Raw genomic sequence first — 15,758 nt, 5'->3', positions numbered from 1 at the left:
AGAAATTGTTGATGATGCAAGGAGGCGGCGTAATGACGCAACGGCGACTAGGATTGGCTTTAGGAGCGGGAGGCCTGCGCGGCTTGGCTCATGTGGGCGTGCTGCAGGTGCTGGAGGAGGAAGGAATTGCCGTTGATTGCATCGCTGGCTGTAGTATAGGGGCTTTGGTGGGGGCGATGTATTGCGCCGGACATAAGCCGCAGGACATCTTAAAATTGGCTTGCCATTTGCCCAAAGCGCATTGGTTGGATATGAATATGTCGAAGCTCGGCATGTTTTCAGGCAGGCGAATATGGGGAACGATGGATGTGCTGCTGCAAAAAAAGACATTTGCGCAGTTGAACATTCCCTTGCGTATCGTTGCTGCCGACTTAAAAAGCGGCAAAGAGGTCGTTTTTGCGGAAGGGCCCGTGGCGGCGGCAGTAAGAGCCAGTGTGTCTGTACCTGGTGTGTTCCTGCCTTTTGAGTGGGAGGACATGCTCTTGGTGGATGGCGCGGTTTTAAATCCGGTTCCCAGCGATTTGGCGCGGGAAATGGGGGTGGACGTAGTAGTTGCGGTGGACTTAACGAGCAAGGAAGAGGCGCCGGAAGTAAAAAGTTTTGTGGATGTTATGCTGCGTTCTATTGATATTATGGAACGGGAGCTCCTGCGGCATAAGCACCGCGATTGGGATGTGCTGCTGCAGCCTAATGTAGGCTATGTATCGCCAAGTTCCTTTAACCATCTCAAGGAATGCGTGGCTTTAGGACGCGTGGCGGCTCAAGCGGCTTTGCCTGCTATTCAAGAACTGCTTTCTGGTACATAGACCGGGGAGCGGAGAAAATCCAGTCCGCTCGCCTGGCCGCTGGCGAAAGCGTGCAGATCCGTAGCCCGGACGTCCCATTGCCAAGAAGCAAGGGGGGAACTGCTTGGCAGAGGGGCCATTTGGAGCGCTTTGGAGCGGCTTAGGGCTGCGCCGCGAGTAATGACGGGCAAAGAAGCAGCTTTTTTCATTTGCTGCAGCAAGGTGCGGCCAGTTGCATTGAAAGCGAGGACGCGCAGGTAGACGGGACCGTCAAGACTTGCTTGCTTGGCGATGGCGGCCGGAAATCGCAAAAGGCTATAGATCAACAGACGCTGCAGCCGGGTGCGGGCGTAGCGTTTTGTTTTTAACTTTGTCAGAAGCTCTTCCGCTGTTCGGGATGTGCGAGCGCATTGTAGAAGACGCCATTCCAGCCCGGGTTCCATATCAGGCAAAAGAGCCAGCTCATTTGCATAGCTGCTGCGCAACTGCTGCAGCAGCGGGAACTCCAGGGAGCGAAGGGTTACAGGCTGCGTTGGCAAAGAGAGAAGACGCTGCCAAACGGCAGGCGGAAAGAACGAAGATAGTTCTTGTGAGGCGATTGTAAGTAACTGCTGTCGTAAGGCTGTGGCGCTAGCATAGCCGGATGCAGGCAAATCGCCTTGATGATAGCCGGAACCTTGTCGCGGCAGCGCAAGCGCTTGCAAAGCCGGGGCGTATTTGGCGAGGGCGCTCAGATACTCCAAGGCGAGAATGTTGTTGGGCAAGGCAAGGGCGCTTGCGGTAGTTGCATTTTGATCCAGGGCGGCTCCGAGGGCTGCCCCGTAGGATAATCCTTTCTGTAAGGCGTTTTGTAAGCGTTCTTGTGTTTGCGGCGTGTTTTTTTGTCTGGCTACTTGCTGCAGCCAGCTTAAGTCAGGCGTTTCAGCGCTGAATGCCAAGGTGGAAACTAGGCCGGTTGCGGCGAGAAGACGTACGCCTCCTTGGGCAAAGGTTTCTGCGCTGCGACAGGAAAAAGTGAAAGGAAGTTCCAAAACTAGATCGGCGCCTCCCAAAACAGCCAATTCGGCCCGGAGCCATTTGTCAAAAATAGCTGGTTCCCCGCGTTGCACAAAAGAGCCGCTCATAGCGACGATGATAGGGGCGTTGCCGCCATGGCGGCGAGCTTCGGCAATTTGCCAGGCATGACCTGTATGAAAAGGATTATATTCTGCAATAATGCCAGTGACAGACATAGAACCCTCCTGCTTTTGTGTTCTGATTATCTGGAGTTTAGCACTTTTCTTGCCGGATTTGGTGATTTTCTGCAAATAAATAATAAATTTTTCTATAGAAGAAGGGATGAGAAAAGTTTTGTCGAAGAATAAAAAATGAAAATCCGATAAAAATGATGTTGTGGCTTTAAAGTCACAACATTTGTTTTATTTAGTAGGATTTCATAAAAATTTAATTTATTCCATCAATTTAAGGGGGATTTCGAAGGTGAAAGTACTAGTTATCAATTGTGGCAGCTCCTCGTTGAAGTATCAGCTCTTCAACATGGCGGACGAGTCGGTATTGGCTAAAGGTCTTGTGGAACGGATCGGCATTGAAGGCTCTGTATTGAAGCATCAGCCTGGCGAAGCCGAAAAAGTGACTATTGAAACCGAGATTCCGGATCACAGCGTGGCAATCAAATTAGTTTTGAATGCTTTGGTTGATGCTAAACATGGCGTTATCAAGGACATGAATGAAATTTCCGCCGTAGGTCATCGCGTAGTTCATGGCGCCGAGAAGTTTGCTACATCGGTACGTATCAATGATGCCGTTATGGATGCGCTGGAAGAGTGCATTGAAATGGCGCCGCTTCATAATCCTCCGAATATCTTAGGTATTAAAGCCTGTGAAAAATTAATGCCTGGCGTAGCTCAAGTGGGCGTGTTTGATACTGCGTTCCATCAGACCATGCCGAAGCATGCTTTCATTTACGGCCTGCCTTATGAAGTCTATAAGAAACACGGCATTCGTCGCTATGGTTTCCATGGTACTTCTCATAAATTTGTTTCTCAGCAGTGCGCAGAGATGATGGGACAAAAACCGGAAGACATTAAAGTCATTACCTGTCATTTGGGAAATGGCTCCAGCGTTGCTGCTGTTAAAAACGGGGCAGTGGTGGATACCAGCATGGGCTTGACTCCGCTGGAAGGCCTTGTCATGGGAACTCGCTGCGGCGACATTGATCCGGCTATTTTGCCGATGTTGATGAAAAAAGAAAATATGGATGCCGATGCAATTGACAGCTATATTAATAAAGAGTCCGGCGTGCTGGGTATTTCCGGCGTTTCCAGCGACTTCCGGGATATCGAAGGCGCTGCTGACGAAGGCAATGAAAGAGCGAAATTGGCGCTGGATGTATTCGCCTATCGTGTACAAAAATATGTGGGCGCTTATGCCGCTGCTATGAACGGCGTAGACGCGATTGTTTTCACCGCCGGTTTGGGGGAAAACTCCATCTCTATGCGTGAAAGCATTGCGGAAGCTTTTGGCTATTTAGGAGCGAAAATCGACAAAGAGCGCAATAATGTTCGCGGTAAAGCCTGCGAAATCAGCACGGCCGATTCCAAAGTGAAGCTGTTCGTTATTCCTACAAACGAAGAGTTGATGATTGCTCGGGATACGAAATCAATCTGTCTTGGTTGAGTTTTTCTAACTTGCCTGAAGTGGAAGCCGGCAGCGGTTTTTATCCTGCCGGCTTCTGTCATGGTCTTTTCTTGACAAGGCTCGCCTCGGTGGATATAATAGACGAAGGTTGAGGTGAGAAGTGATGAAACTCAACGTTGTTTCACTCCGACATGCAACAGGCAAGCAATTTTCGTTTGCCTTCGAGGTGCCTGCGGCAGAAGAGTTTTTCTGGTTGCGGGGACCCGTTTCCGTTTCAGGGAAGGTTGCCAACAGTGACGGTCATATGGTGGTTTCCGGCACGATACGTGCGTTAGCCTCCTTTGAATGCCAGCGTTGCTTGCGGGACTATGAAACCGAGCTTGTTGAAGAATTTCGACAGGAATATCGGGAAACATCGCAAGAAAGCCCATTGCCGGCAGACGCTGAATATGGCGTTTACGAAGGTGATGAGCTGGATGTAACTGAACTGGTGCGGGATACATTGTTGCTGGCGGAACCCATGAAGAAAGTGTGCCAACTGGATTGTAAGGGCTTATGCCCGGTGTGCGGCCAGGATCGCAATCAAAGTGACTGTCATTGCGATCATGAAGCCATTGATCCCAGGCTGGCTGCTCTCAAACAGTTGCTTGATTCTAAACAGTAGCCTACCATTGAAGGAGGTGGAACCAGACCATGGCAGTACCAAAGCGTAAAATGTCTAAAGCCCGTCGTGACAGACGGCGTGCAAACTGGAAACTGACGGCTCCGGGCTTCGTACCCTGCCCGCAGTGCCATGAGCCCAAAATGCCTCACCGCGTGTGCCCTGATTGCGGTCACTACAACGGAAAAGCGGTTGTCACCGTGGAATAATCCCGAATGAAAGGAGCAAGCTTGCAGCCTGGCTGCAAGTTGCTCCTTTCATTTTTTCCTTGCCAATTGCGTCATGTCTCCGCTATAATGAGGACGATGTGATTTTAGTACCAGTTTCTAAGATTAGGTGATGATATGGCGCGCATGAACAAACGTATACGACAGGAATTGTTGACAGAAAAGATTTCTACTCATCCGTTTTTGCGCGATGAGGAATTAGCTGTGGAATTTGGGGTCAGCGTGCAAACCATTCGTCTGGATCGCATGGAGCTGGGGATTCCCGAGTTGAGAGAGCGGACCAAGCTTATGGCGCAGCGGGCTCAAAACAAATTGCGAGCGATTGCGGAAGACGATGTCGTAGGTGAATTGGTTGATTTGGAAGTAGGCCGAACGGCCATTTCCGTGTTGGCAGTTACGGAAGACATGGTGCTGGCAAAGACGAAGATTGCCAGAGGACATTATATTTTTTCCCAGGCCAATTCGTTGGCGCTGGCGGTTATGGATGCGCCTGCGGCGGTAACCGGCGTGGCTAATATAAAATACAAAGTGCCGGTGCGGGCCGGTGAAAAACTGGTGGCCAAGGCGGAAGTGATTCGCATCCGCGGGAACAAAGTTTTTATTTGGGTAAAAACCCGTAATGAGCAAGAAGAGGTGTTCCGGGCCAAATTCATTATGGTTGCAGTGAACTCGGAGGGCGAAAATTGATGAAAGTTGCGATTGATGCCATGGGAGGCGATCATGCGCCGGAAGAAATTCTTTTAGGCGCCATGGCGGCTGTGAAAGACTATGGCTGTGATATTGTGCTGGTAGGCGATGAGACGTTGTTGCGAGAGGCCATGAGTAAGCATGGCGTGCGCGAAGGCGAGCACATTTTTGTACATCATGCGTCGGAAGTGATTGATATGCACGAATCTCCCGGTGCTGCGGTCCGCAAAAAGCGGGATGCTTCGGTGGTAGTTGCTACGCGCTTAGTGAAAGAAGGCGAGTGTGCGGCGGTGATTTCAGCCGGAAGCACGGGCGCTGCGGTGGCGGCCGCCTTGTTTGGCTTGGGACGACTGCCCAAGATTGAGCGTGCTACTATTGCAACGCCCATTCCCAATTTAACGGGAACGACCATGTTGTTGGATTCGGGAGCTAATGTGGACAGCAAACCGAAACATTTAGTGCAAAGCGCTATTATGGGGTCCATTTACGCGAAATATGTACTGGGTGTTGAAAATCCTCGCGTTGGTTTGTTGAGCATTGGCGAAGAAGAGACCAAAGGAAACGAATTGACTTTGTCAACGTATCCGCTGCTGGCGCAAGTACAAAACATTAATTTTGTTGGTAATATTGAAGGCAGAGATATCCCGCAAGGGACCGTTGATGTTGTGGTTTGCGATGGCTTTGTGGGGAACGTGGTTCTAAAGTTCGGCGAAGGCTTAGCCAGCGCAATCATGCGTTTATTGAAAGATGCCGTTCAACAAAGCGGTTTTTTAACGAAGATGGCATCGTTGATGTTGTTGCCGGTTTTGAAACGTTTGCGAAAGAAATTAGATTATGCTGAGTATGGCGGGGCGCCTTTGCTGGGTGTAAATGGTTGTTGCATTATTTGTCACGGCAGTTCTAAAGCTAAAGCGATTAAAAACGCAGTTCGTGTAGCCAAGGAATTTACGGAACAGCAAGTGGCGACTCATATTAGCGAGATGATTGCAAAAGAGGAGGTGCTGACGCATGGCGGAAACTAAGCAGTCTGCTGGAATTTTAGGCTTAGGCAGTTATGTGCCGGAACGCATTTTGACCAATGCCGATCTTGAAAAGATAGTAGATACTTCTGATGAATGGATTTTTTCTCGGACGGGAATCAAACAACGTCATGTGGCGGATGAGGCGACAGCTACTTCGGACATTGCTGCGGGGGCGGCTAAACGGGCTTTGGCTCATGCAGGAATTAAAGCAGAGGAGCTGGATCTGATTATTGTGGCCACAGCGACGCCGGATATGTTTTTCCCTTCGACGGCTTGCTTGGTACAAGAAAAGATTGGAGCGATTCATGCAGCAGCCTTTGATTTAGCGGCGGGCTGCTCCGGCTTTGTCTACGGGTTGACCGTGGCGACGCAATTTATACAAGCTGGCTTATATCAGCGGGTGCTTGTCATTGGCGCGGAGACGCTTTCTAAAATTTTAGACTGGACGGATCGCAATACCTGCGTGCTTTTCGGCGATGGCGCCGGTGCGGCGGTAATCGGACCGGTTCCTGCAGGATATGGCGTACTGGGTGTGGAATTAGGGGCAGACGGACATGGCGGAGAACTTTTGAAAATGCCTGCTGGCGGTTCGAGGCGTCCGCCAAGCGCCGAAACGGTGGCTCAACGCTTGCATTATGTGCATATGAACGGCAACGAAGTGTTCAAGTTTGCGATTAAAGTTATGGGTGAAGCGGCGCAAAAAGCCTTACAAAAGGCTGGTATGACCGATGCGGATGTAGATTATTTAATTCCCCATCAAGCAAACATCCGGATTATTCAATCGGCTGCGAAGCGCTTGCAATTACCGATGGAGAAAGTGCATGTCAATGTGGATCGTTATGGAAATACGTCGGCTGCATCGATTCCTATCGCCTTGGAAGAAGCAGTGCTTGAAGGCAAGGTCAAAAACGGAGACAAGCTGGTGCTCGTAGGCTTCGGTGCAGGGTTGACCTGGGCTGCCTGCGTGCTTCGCTGGTACAAGGAGGATTCATCTGTTGGTGAGTAATCAGATTTGCGAATTATTGAACATTAAATATCCCATTATTCAAGGGGGCATGGCCTGGGTAGCTACGGCTGAGTTGGCGGCAGCAGTTTCTAATGCAGGCGGTTTGGGGCTGATTGGCGCCGGACATATGCCGCCGGATGCCTTGCGCAAGGAAATTCGCCGCGCCAAAGAATTGACAACAAAGGTGTTTGGCGTCAATGTTATGTTAATGTCTCCTTTCGTCAAAGAGGTTATGCAGGTTGTTGTTGATGAGAAAGTGCAAGTAGTGACGACTGGCGCTGGCAATCCGGGAGAATACATTCCTGCGCTCAAGGGCATTGGGGCTCGAATTATTCCGGTGGTAGCTTCGGTTGCCTTAGCGAAGCGTCTGGAACGTATCGGTGTTGATGCGTTGGTGGCTGAGGGACATGAGAGCGGCGGCCACGTGGGCGAAGTATCGACCATGGCATTGGTGCCGCAAGTTGTGGATGCGGTTTCTATTCCGGTTATTGCCGCTGGCGGTATTGCCGATTCTCGAGGCGTTGTGGCGGCTTTGGCTTTAGGAGCGCAAGGGGTGCAGATTGGCACTCGTTTTGTGGCTACTACAGAATGCCTCGTGCATGAACGATACAAGCAGGCTTTAGTAAAAGCGAAAGAACGCTCGACCATTGTTACCGGCGTGAGCACAGGTCATCCTGTACGCGTCTTGCAGAACAAACTGACTAAAGAATATGTGGAGCGCGAACGAGCTGGTGCAACAACAGAAGAACTGGATCAAATGGGAGCTGGCAAACTGCGTTTGGCCGCTCAAGAAGGCGACGTGGACTACGGGTCTGTGATGGTGGGCCAAATTGCCGGTATGATTCGGGAAATTCAGTCGGTAGAAGCGGTCATGCAAGATCTGGTTTCCGGCATTCCCGGCGTAATGGAGCATTTGCAGCAGGCAACTCGCTTTAAGGCGTAAGACTCGGAAAAACAACGAGACGGAATGGAGGGAAAATAGATGAGCAAATTGGCATTCGTGTTCCCAGGACAAGGATCTCAAACCGTTGGTATGGGCAAAGATTTGTACGAGACCTTTCCGATTGTAAAAAAGATCTTTGCTGAGGCGGATGAAGCGCTGGGATTTTCTATTACCGACATGTGTTTTCAAGGTCCCGAAGAGGAACTGAAAAAAACATATAACACGCAACCGGCGATTTTGACAGTAAGCGTGGCTTGTGCGGCTGTGCTCAAAGAAAAAGGAATTACGCCTGTTCTGGCAGCCGGGCATAGCTTGGGTGAATATTCGGCATTGGTTGCGGCGGGAGCGCTGGATTTTGCTGATGCGGTGCGTCTAGTGCGTAAACGGGGGCAATTGATGCAGGAAGCCGTTCCTTTGGGCGAAGGCGCGATGGCGGCTATTTTGGGTCTTGATAGCGAGAGCATTGTCAAGACTTGCCAAGAGGTACAGGCCGAGTTGGGGCAAGCAGTCCAAGCTGTTAATTTCAATTGCCCGGGCCAAGTTGTTATTGCTGGTACGACGGCAGCTGTTGAGACCGCTGCAGCCAAGCTGAAGGAAGCGGGCGCCAAACGGGCAGTTATGCTGCCGGTGAGCGCTCCATTCCACAGCACGCTGATGGAACCTGCGGCTAAAGGATTGGCGGCGGAGCTGGATAAAATCGCAGTTAAGGACGCCGTAATTCCGGTCATTTCCAACGTAACCGGCAAACCGATGACCCGTGCTGCTGATATCAAGCGTCTTTTGGTGGCGCAAGCGGCAAGTCCGGTTATTTGGGAAGCCTGCGTGCAAACGCTGCTGGCAGAAGGGGCGGAATGTCTGGTAGAGGTGGGCCCTGGCAAGGTATTGACAAGCTTTACGAAGAAAATTGCTAAAGAGACTGCCAGCGCCAATATTGAGGATTTGGCTTCTCTGGAAAAAAGCCTTGATTATTTCAAGGAGGTCCGCTAAAATGCATGTAGACAATAAAGTGGCCTTGATTACAGGTGCTTCGCGCGGCATTGGCCGGGCAACGGCGCTGGAACTTGCCAAGGCCGGAGCTAAGATTGTCATTAACTACGCCGGTAATGCGGCGGCGGCGCAGGAAGTGCTGAAAGCCATTCAAGATATGGGCGGTCAGGCCATTGCAGTGCAGGCTAACATAGCGGTTGCTGCTGAAGTGGATGAATTGATCCAAAAGACGGTAACTGCATTTGGCTCGATTGACATTCTGGTCAACAATGCCGGAATTACGCGGGATGCGCTCTTGATGCGGATGAAAGAGGCCGATTGGGATGCGGTGCTGGATACCAACTTGAAAGGCGTCTTCTTGTGCACCAAGGCGGTGTCTAAGCTGATGCTGAAGCAGCGAAGCGGCAGAATCATCAATATGACTTCGGTTGTGGGACTGACTGGCAATGCTAGTCAAGCTAACTATGCTGCAGCGAAAGCTGGCGTAGTGGGCTTTACAAAGTCCATGGCAAAAGAGCTAGGCAGCCGTGGAATTACGGTCAATGCAGTAGCCCCGGGGTTTATTGCCACGGATATGACCGAAGTGCTGCCTGACAGTGTAAAAGAACAAATGACTAGTACTATCCCCCTTGGACGTCCAGGAACGCCGAGCGATGTGGCGAAAGCCGTATTGTTCCTCTGTTCGGACGCTGCAGCTTATATTACAGGACAAACCCTTAACGTGGACGGCGGTATGGTCATGTACTGATTTCCACTTTCTACGTGGGCTTTGGAAGGAGGTGAACTTCATGTCGACATTTGACAAAGTAAAAGAAATCGTAGTTGAGCAATTGGGTGTGGAAGCTGCTGATGTAGCTATTGACTCCACCTTCATCGATGATCTGGGTGCTGACTCCTTGGACATCGTGGAATTGATCATGGCTTTCGAAGAGGAATTTGGCATCGAAATTCCTGATGAGGTTGCAGAAAAGATCAAGACCGTAAAAGACGCTGTTACCTACATTGAACAGGAAAAACAAGGCTAAAGATCGCGAAGCGGTCTGTCAACTGAGAAAGTCCCGTGAACTTGTTCGCGGGACTTTCTTAAAGATGATGACGCCCATGTGAATGGAGGAGTATTTTCTTGAAACTTCCAGAACTTCGCATTGGCCAGCTTGTGGCCAAAGTACCAGTTATGCAAGGCGGCATGGCCATCCGTCTTTCTACGGCCCGCCTGGCTGCCGCAGTAGCCTCGCAGGGAGGCATAGGCCTGATTGCCGCATCTGGGATGACTTTTGATGAATTACGATATGAAATCCGTCTGGCTCGTTCCCTGACGAAGGGGATTATTGGCATTAACGCCATGGTGGCGGCTCGTGAATTTGCTGGTTTGGTAAAAACCGCAATTGAAGAAGGAATTGATCTTGTAGTTGCCGGAGCTGGCTTTTCCAGAGATATGTTTGGACTCGGACACGAATCGGGCACTCCGATTGTGCCGATTGTTTCATCGGTAAAATTGGCCAAGATTTCGCAAAAACTAGGTGCGGCGGCCATTGTGGTTGAGGGCAAGGAAGCAGGCGGTCATTTGGGAACCGACCTATCCATGCGCGAGATCATTCCCGATATTTGCAAAGCTGTCAATATTCCGGTCATCGCCGCTGGCGGCGTCATGAACGGTGCAGATATTGTAGACGTCTTGAAACTGGGGGCAAGCGGCGTGCAAATGGGTACGCGTTTTGCCGCAAGCGAAGAATCCAATGCGGCCCCGGCATTAAAAGAATTCTATCTGAAGGCTAAACCGGAAGATGTTGTGCTGATTGACAGCCCGGTAGGATTGCCGGGACGCGCTGTGCGCAATCCCTTTGCGGCTCGCCTTTTGGCAGGGGATGCTCCGGCGCCGACAACCTGTGATGCTTGTTTGAAGCATTGCAAACGTAATTTCTGCATTATCCGGGCGCTGATTCGAGCGCAGCAGGGAGATGTGGAGAGCGGCTTGGTCTTTACTGGCGAGTACATTCACAAGATTGAGGAAATTCTTCCTGTAAAGGAAATTTTTGAGCGGCTGCTTCGCGAAGCAGAAGCAGTTAACTAAAGTGAGGTGTTTTATTTGCATACTACTTCCAAACGCGTAGTAATCACGGGATTGGGGGCTATTACCCCTGTAGGTAATACGGCGGCTGAATTTTGGCAGTCCTTGACAAACGGTGTTTCCGGCATTGGTCCGATTACACGTTTTGACGCCAGTGACTTTACAACACGTATTGCCGGTGAAGTCAAAGGCTTTGAACCTACGCAGTTCATTGATAAAAAAGAAGCAAAGCGCATGGATCGAGTGACTCAGTTTGCTGTAGCCGCAACATCCATGGCGATTGAAGATGCGGCCTTGGATTTGGAAAAAGAAGACTTGGAGCGCATTGGTACGGTAATTGGCACCGGTATTGGCGGCATTGATACGCTGCATGATCAGTACAAAACTTTGTTTGACAAAGGCCCTGGCCGTGTCAGCCCTTTCTTTGTACCGATGATGATCGCCAATATGCCTGCTGGTCAGACTTCTATCGCTTTTGGTCTGCGCGGACCTTCGAGCTGTGTAGTTACGGCTTGCGCCACCGGCACGAACGCCGTAGGCGATGCCTTTAAAATCATTCAGCGCGGTGATGCCGACGTAATGGTGGCTGGCGGGGTGGAAGCCTGCATTTCTCCCGCAGCGGTAGCTGGCTTTTGTTCTATGAAAGCCTTGTCGACACGCAATGACGAACCTACTAAAGCTTCTCGTCCGTTTGACAAAGACCGTGCAGGCTTTGTTATGGGCGAAGGCGCAGGTATTGTGATTTTGGAATCTCTGGAGCATGCCTTGCAGCGCGGCGCACGGATTTATGCGGAAATCAGCGGTTATGGCTATAATGCGGATGCATATCATATTACGGCTCCGGCGCCGGAAGGCGCTATGGCGTCTAAATGCATGAGCTTGGCCATTAAAGACGCCGGTTTAAAACCGGAAGACGTCGACTATATTAACGCTCACGGCACCTCGACGCCGTTGAATGATCGCAATGAAACGCTGGCGGTTAAAGCTCTTTTCGGTGACCATGCCAAAGTACTTTCCATCAGCTCTATTAAATCTATGACAGGCCATCTGCTGGGAGCAGCTGGCGGTATTGAAGCCATTGCTACAGCTTTGGCGATCTCTAATGACCTGGTTCCGCCGACAATTAACTATGAGAATGCCGAAGAAGGAATGGATCTCGACTATGTGCCGAAGGTGAAACGGCAGCGCACGGTCAATGTGGCCATTTCCAACTCCTTTGGTTTCGGCGGTCATAATGCTACCATTTTGCTCAAAAAGTACAAGGCGTAATCGCGCGTGAGCAAGATAAGACAAATGGTGGATAAGGGTCGGCAGCAAGAACTTGCACTATTGTGCAAGCGTTTGGGAACCGTATTCCAGGATCTATCTTTGTTGCACCAGGCATTGGTGCATACTTCTTATGCCAATGAGACAAAGCATGAAACGCTGGTTCATAATGAACGGCTGGAGTTTCTTGGCGATGCTATCTTGGATTTGATTATCAGCGATTATCTGTTTCGCAAGTTTCCACAACTGCCGGAAGGCGAGTTGACGAAAGCCAGAGCTGTCTTGGTTTGCGAGACTACCTTGGCCCGCAGGGCAGGGGAGCTGCAAGTTGGTGAATTTCTCTATTTGGGCCGCGGCGAAGAATTGTCAGGAGGCCGCCAACGCATTTCCATTTTAGCGGATGCCTTTGAAGCGATTATTGGCGCTATTTATTTGGACCACGGCATTCCTGGCGTAACAGACTTTGTCATGAAGCAGCTAGCGAAGGAAATTAAGCTGGTGGAGCGTGGTAATTACCTAAAGGACTACAAGACCTTGTTGCAGGAATTGGTGCAGCGTAAGGCTGACGCAAAGATTCAGTACCAACTGGCTGGTGAAGAGGGGCCTGATCACGGGAAGATTTTTCACGTGGAAGTTTGGGTCAACGACCATCTAGCAGGGCACGGCAGCGGCCGCAGCAAAAAAGAAGCGGAGCAGCATGCTGCGCAAGAAGCCTTTGCGGCTTTGCAGCCCAAGGAAAGTGCGCACAAGTCATCTTGAAATAGAAACGATGCCGTGACGGATGTAGTTACGGCATCGTTTTTTGTCTTTTTAGAAATCGCTTAGCGATTTTGCTTAGAAGGAGGTCGGTAGATGAAAGAGCCAAGAAAGCGAATTGTACCGTTATTCATTCCTTTTTTGGGCTGTAGAAGTCAATGCGTTTTTTGCGATCAGCGCATGCTGACGGGAACCGGAAATGCGGCGCCGACGGCGGAAGATATCCGGACGATTTTGGAAAAAGCGTTGGCATTGCAGCCGGCCGGACAGAAAGTGGAGGCCGCCTTTTACGGCGGCAGCTTTACAGCCTTGCCGCTACGGCAGCAAAAGGAACTTTTAGCGCCGGCGCAGCATTTTTTGGCAACAGGGAAGGTAACAGGCATTCGTTTATCCACCAGGCCGGACGCCATAGAAGAAGAGGCGGTCAGATGGCTGAAGACGCAAGGCGTTTCATGCGTGGAGTTGGGGGCGCAATCGCTCTGCAACTCTGTTTTGAATGCAGCCAAGCGAGGGTATGGTTTTTCTTGTGTAGAAAAGGCTGTCGCTGTGTTGCGGCATGCCGGGCTGACCGTAGGCGTGCAGCTGATGCCGGGATTGCCCGGAGAAACTCGGCTGTTGTGGCAAAAAACATTGCAGCGCCTCTGGAAGCTGGCTCCGGATTTCATCCGCTTGTATCCAACGGTGGTTTTAGCAGATACGGAACTGGCTGGCTCTTACGCAAGCGGCGTGTATAAGCCGCTATCGCTGGCGGAAGCGGTCGAGCGTACGGCGTGGGCCTTGGCTGGCTGCCAGCAGCGAGGAATTGGCGTGATTCGCATGGGCTTGCAGGACAGTGAAGAACTGCATTCCGCCAAACTGCTGGCAGGACCCTATCATCCCGCTTTTGGCGAACTCGTATGGTCGTTCTTAATACGTCAGCAGGTGCTGTATGGCTTAGAACAGCTTTCTTCTTCAGCGTGTCGCCTCTTCTATCATCCTCAGGATGCATCCAAGGTGCGGGGCCAGAAAAATGAGAACTTGCGTCAATGGCAAGAGGCCGGTTTCGGAGAAGTATCCCTGCAAGCAAAGGCAAGCCTTTGTCCAGGCAGCCTGGAGCTAGAGGCGGTGAAAGGCAGACGGAGAGTGAAGCTAGGAGCGCTTGGAGCCTTTTACTGTTAAACGATCATAAGTAAAATCTTTCCGGTAAACATAGCTTTAGGAGAAGGAGTTTTTCATAGAGAACAGAATAGAGGGGATAAAGGAAGACCTATTAGGAACAACAAATGCTGGATGCCTTGCAGTTCAAAGCGACGTAGAAGGAGGTTCAGTAACTATGGAAGTCCTCAAAGTGTCTGCTCGATCGAATCCTAAAGCGGTTGCCGGAGCATTGGCTGCGGTGTTGCGCGAAAATGGGGGCGCGGAAGTCCAGGCGGTGGGAGCCGGGGCGGTGAATCAAGCAATCAAGGCTATCGCTATCGCCAGAGGATTTGTGGCTCCTAACGGTATCAATCTCGTGACCATTCCGGCGTTTGCGGAAATCAATATTGATGGCGAAGAGAGGACGGCCATTCGCTTTATTGTGGAGCCTCGTTGAAGTGAGTTGTTTTATAAGCCTGTTTGCTGCGGCAAGCGGGCTTTTTATTTGTTATTAGGTGGTTGATGATGGTACAATAAGTAAGATATCTGCAAGAAATGTGGTGAATTAATTCGTGCTGTTACGAAAACTGGAAGCTCATGGCTTTAAATCGTTCGCAGACCGTACTGAATTGGAATTTGACGAAGGAATTACAGCGATTGTCGGGCCTAACGGCAGCGGCAAGAGCAATATTTCCGACGCGATCTTGTGGGTGTTGGGCGAACAGAGCGCCAAAACTCTGCGCGGCGCCAAAATGGAGGATGTTATTTTTTCCGGCAGTGCAGGGAGGCGCCCTTTGGGCATGGCAGAAGTGTCGTTGACCTTTGATAATACAGACGGCACCTTGCCTATTGAGTATAGTGAAGTCATTTTTACTCGCCGCGTCTATCGTTCCGGTGAAAGCGAATACTATTTAAATAAACGTTCTTGTCGTCTCAAGGACATTCATGAGCTTTTGGCTCATACCGGCCTAGGCAAGGACTCTATGGTTGTTATTGGACAAAATCGCGTAGACGAAGTGCTGAACAGCAAACCGGAAGAACGACGCTTGTTGTTTGAGGATGCGGCAGGAATCAGTAAATATAAGCAGCGTAAACGGGACGCCATGCGCAAAATGGAGGAAACCGAGCTAAATCTGACGCGCGTAGCAGATATTCGCGGCGAAATTTCCGCGAGATTAGAACCTATGGCGGAGAGCGCCCGTAAAGCGAAAGAACATAAAGAACTGGCGCGACAGTTGCGCAGCCAGCAAGTATCTATGCTGTGTCAGCGACTGGAGCAGGCGCAAAGCCAGCAAGAGCGTTGGCGCGGCGAAGCGGCGGCGCTGCAGCAGGATTATGAAGCAGGTCGCACGGCGTTATATGCGGCAGAGAGCGAGGCCGCCCGCTGCGGGGAGTTGCGCAGCCAGGCGGAAGCGTCTTGGACGGCAGCGCAGCAGCAACTTCGCAGCTGCCAGGAAGAAGGAGACGCGCTGCAACAGCAGCAGGCGGTTTTGGCGGAGCGGTCCTTGCAGGAAGAGGAGCGCAGCCGGCGCTTAGCCCAAGAGCAGGTGGAATATGCGCAGTTAGCGCAGCGCACCCGAGCGCAGGGAGAAAACGT

General features: G+C 50.9%; 18 protein-coding genes. 17 read left to right on the top strand and 1 reads right to left on the bottom strand.

Features of this window, described 5'->3' with window-relative positions:
* A partial coding sequence (locus tag PHF27_RS08905; RefSeq protein WP_363320054.1) for a patatin-like phospholipase family protein occupies positions 1-806 on the top strand: 806 nt, incomplete at its 5' end.
* On the opposite strand, the gene PHF27_RS08900 is transcribed toward PHF27_RS08905, so the two are convergent.
* The gene (locus tag PHF27_RS08900) at positions 782-2,017 is read right to left on the bottom strand and encodes a nucleotidyltransferase family protein (RefSeq protein ID WP_300068718.1); all 1,236 of its coding nucleotides are present in this window, start codon (positions 2,015-2,017) and stop codon (positions 782-784) included. The genes PHF27_RS08905 and PHF27_RS08900 overlap by 25 nt on opposite strands.
* Before the next feature lie 247 nt (positions 2,018-2,264).
* Between PHF27_RS08900 and PHF27_RS08895 the strand changes: the two genes are divergently transcribed.
* The 16 genes from PHF27_RS08895 to PHF27_RS08820 form a co-directional block, all read left to right on the top strand.
* On the top strand, positions 2,265-3,461 hold the full coding sequence (locus PHF27_RS08895; RefSeq protein WP_300068716.1) for an acetate kinase: 1,197 nt from the start codon (positions 2,265-2,267) through the stop codon (positions 3,459-3,461).
* 124 nt (positions 3,462-3,585) lie between these two features.
* Complete coding sequence (locus tag PHF27_RS08890) at positions 3,586-4,086, top strand: DUF177 domain-containing protein (RefSeq protein ID WP_300068714.1); 501 nt, start codon at positions 3,586-3,588, stop codon at positions 4,084-4,086.
* A gap of 29 nt (positions 4,087-4,115) precedes the next feature.
* Positions 4,116-4,292, top strand: coding sequence for a 50S ribosomal protein L32 (gene rpmF, locus PHF27_RS08885; protein ID WP_071595766.1), 177 nt, complete (start codon positions 4,116-4,118; stop codon positions 4,290-4,292).
* 135 nt (positions 4,293-4,427) lie between these two features.
* Positions 4,428-4,997: a transcription factor FapR gene (gene fapR / locus PHF27_RS08880; protein WP_300068709.1), complete on the top strand. Its 570-nt coding sequence runs from the start codon at positions 4,428-4,430 to the stop codon at positions 4,995-4,997.
* Positions 4,997-6,019, top strand: coding sequence for a phosphate acyltransferase PlsX (gene plsX, locus PHF27_RS08875; RefSeq protein ID WP_300068727.1), 1,023 nt, complete (start codon positions 4,997-4,999; stop codon positions 6,017-6,019). Before fapR ends, plsX begins: the two co-directional genes overlap by 1 nt.
* Positions 6,006-7,025, top strand: coding sequence for a beta-ketoacyl-ACP synthase III (locus tag PHF27_RS08870; protein ID WP_300068707.1), 1,020 nt, complete (start codon positions 6,006-6,008; stop codon positions 7,023-7,025). The genes plsX and PHF27_RS08870 overlap by 14 nt, the downstream gene beginning before the upstream one ends.
* A complete protein-coding gene (gene fabK, locus PHF27_RS08865; RefSeq protein WP_300068724.1) occupies positions 7,012-7,968 on the top strand; it encodes an enoyl-[acyl-carrier-protein] reductase FabK in 957 nt (318 codons plus the stop codon). The genes PHF27_RS08870 and fabK overlap by 14 nt, the downstream gene beginning before the upstream one ends.
* Positions 7,969-8,007: 39 nt before the next feature.
* Positions 8,008-8,955, top strand: coding sequence for an ACP S-malonyltransferase (gene fabD / locus PHF27_RS08860; RefSeq protein ID WP_300068705.1), 948 nt, complete (start codon positions 8,008-8,010; stop codon positions 8,953-8,955).
* 1 nt (position 8,956) lies between these two features.
* Complete coding sequence (gene fabG / locus PHF27_RS08855; protein ID WP_300068703.1) at positions 8,957-9,703, top strand: 3-oxoacyl-[acyl-carrier-protein] reductase; 747 nt, start codon at positions 8,957-8,959, stop codon at positions 9,701-9,703.
* Positions 9,704-9,743: 40 nt separating this feature from the next.
* Positions 9,744-9,980 (top strand): acyl carrier protein, encoded by a 237-nt coding sequence (locus tag PHF27_RS08850; protein ID WP_300068701.1) that lies wholly within the window; start codon positions 9,744-9,746, stop codon positions 9,978-9,980.
* 98 nt (positions 9,981-10,078) lie between these two features.
* Positions 10,079-11,026 (top strand): nitronate monooxygenase, encoded by a 948-nt coding sequence (locus PHF27_RS08845; protein WP_300068698.1) that lies wholly within the window; start codon positions 10,079-10,081, stop codon positions 11,024-11,026.
* 15 nt (positions 11,027-11,041) lie between these two features.
* Positions 11,042-12,292 (top strand): beta-ketoacyl-ACP synthase II, encoded by a 1,251-nt coding sequence (fabF, locus tag PHF27_RS08840; protein ID WP_300068695.1) that lies wholly within the window; start codon positions 11,042-11,044, stop codon positions 12,290-12,292.
* A 24-nt stretch (positions 12,293-12,316) separates the two neighbouring features.
* Positions 12,317-13,048, top strand: a complete 732-nt coding sequence (rnc, locus tag PHF27_RS08835) for a ribonuclease III (RefSeq protein ID WP_300068721.1) — start codon at positions 12,317-12,319, stop codon at positions 13,046-13,048.
* Positions 13,049-13,141: 93 nt separating this feature from the next.
* A complete protein-coding gene (locus PHF27_RS08830; protein WP_300068692.1) occupies positions 13,142-14,203 on the top strand; it encodes a radical SAM protein in 1,062 nt (353 codons plus the stop codon).
* Between the two features lie 154 nt (positions 14,204-14,357).
* Positions 14,358-14,618 (top strand): stage V sporulation protein S, encoded by a 261-nt coding sequence (locus PHF27_RS08825; protein WP_300068689.1) that lies wholly within the window; start codon positions 14,358-14,360, stop codon positions 14,616-14,618.
* A gap of 115 nt (positions 14,619-14,733) precedes the next feature.
* Positions 14,734-15,758 (top strand): AAA family ATPase (locus PHF27_RS08820; RefSeq protein ID WP_300068687.1); only part of this gene is annotated, 1,025 nt, incomplete at its 3' end.

The sequence above is a fragment of the Anaeromusa sp. genome, from assembly GCF_028691475.1.
GTDB lineage: Bacteria > Bacillota > Negativicutes > Anaeromusales > Anaeromusaceae > Anaeromusa.
Note: the sequence above shows the minus strand (reverse complement) of the source record. Positions and strands in the feature narration are given on the sequence as shown.

Coding starts and splice junctions, on each gene's coding strand:
- PHF27_RS08900 (WP_300068718.1), bottom strand. CDS start 2,017: ATGTCTGTCACTGGCATTATTGCAGAATATAATCCTTTTCATACAGGT.
- PHF27_RS08890 (WP_300068714.1), top strand. CDS start 3,586: ATGAAACTCAACGTTGTTTCACTCCGACATGCAACAGGCAAGCAATTT.
- rpmF (WP_071595766.1), top strand. CDS start 4,116: ATGGCAGTACCAAAGCGTAAAATGTCTAAAGCCCGTCGTGACAGACGG.
- fapR (WP_300068709.1), top strand. CDS start 4,428: ATGGCGCGCATGAACAAACGTATACGACAGGAATTGTTGACAGAAAAG.
- plsX (WP_300068727.1), top strand. CDS start 4,997: ATGAAAGTTGCGATTGATGCCATGGGAGGCGATCATGCGCCGGAAGAA.
- PHF27_RS08870 (WP_300068707.1), top strand. CDS start 6,006: ATGGCGGAAACTAAGCAGTCTGCTGGAATTTTAGGCTTAGGCAGTTAT.
- fabD (WP_300068705.1), top strand. CDS start 8,008: ATGAGCAAATTGGCATTCGTGTTCCCAGGACAAGGATCTCAAACCGTT.
- fabG (WP_300068703.1), top strand. CDS start 8,957: ATGCATGTAGACAATAAAGTGGCCTTGATTACAGGTGCTTCGCGCGGC.
- PHF27_RS08850 (WP_300068701.1), top strand. CDS start 9,744: ATGTCGACATTTGACAAAGTAAAAGAAATCGTAGTTGAGCAATTGGGT.
- rnc (WP_300068721.1), top strand. CDS start 12,317: ATGGTGGATAAGGGTCGGCAGCAAGAACTTGCACTATTGTGCAAGCGT.
- PHF27_RS08830 (WP_300068692.1), top strand. CDS start 13,142: ATGAAAGAGCCAAGAAAGCGAATTGTACCGTTATTCATTCCTTTTTTG.
- PHF27_RS08825 (WP_300068689.1), top strand. CDS start 14,358: ATGGAAGTCCTCAAAGTGTCTGCTCGATCGAATCCTAAAGCGGTTGCC.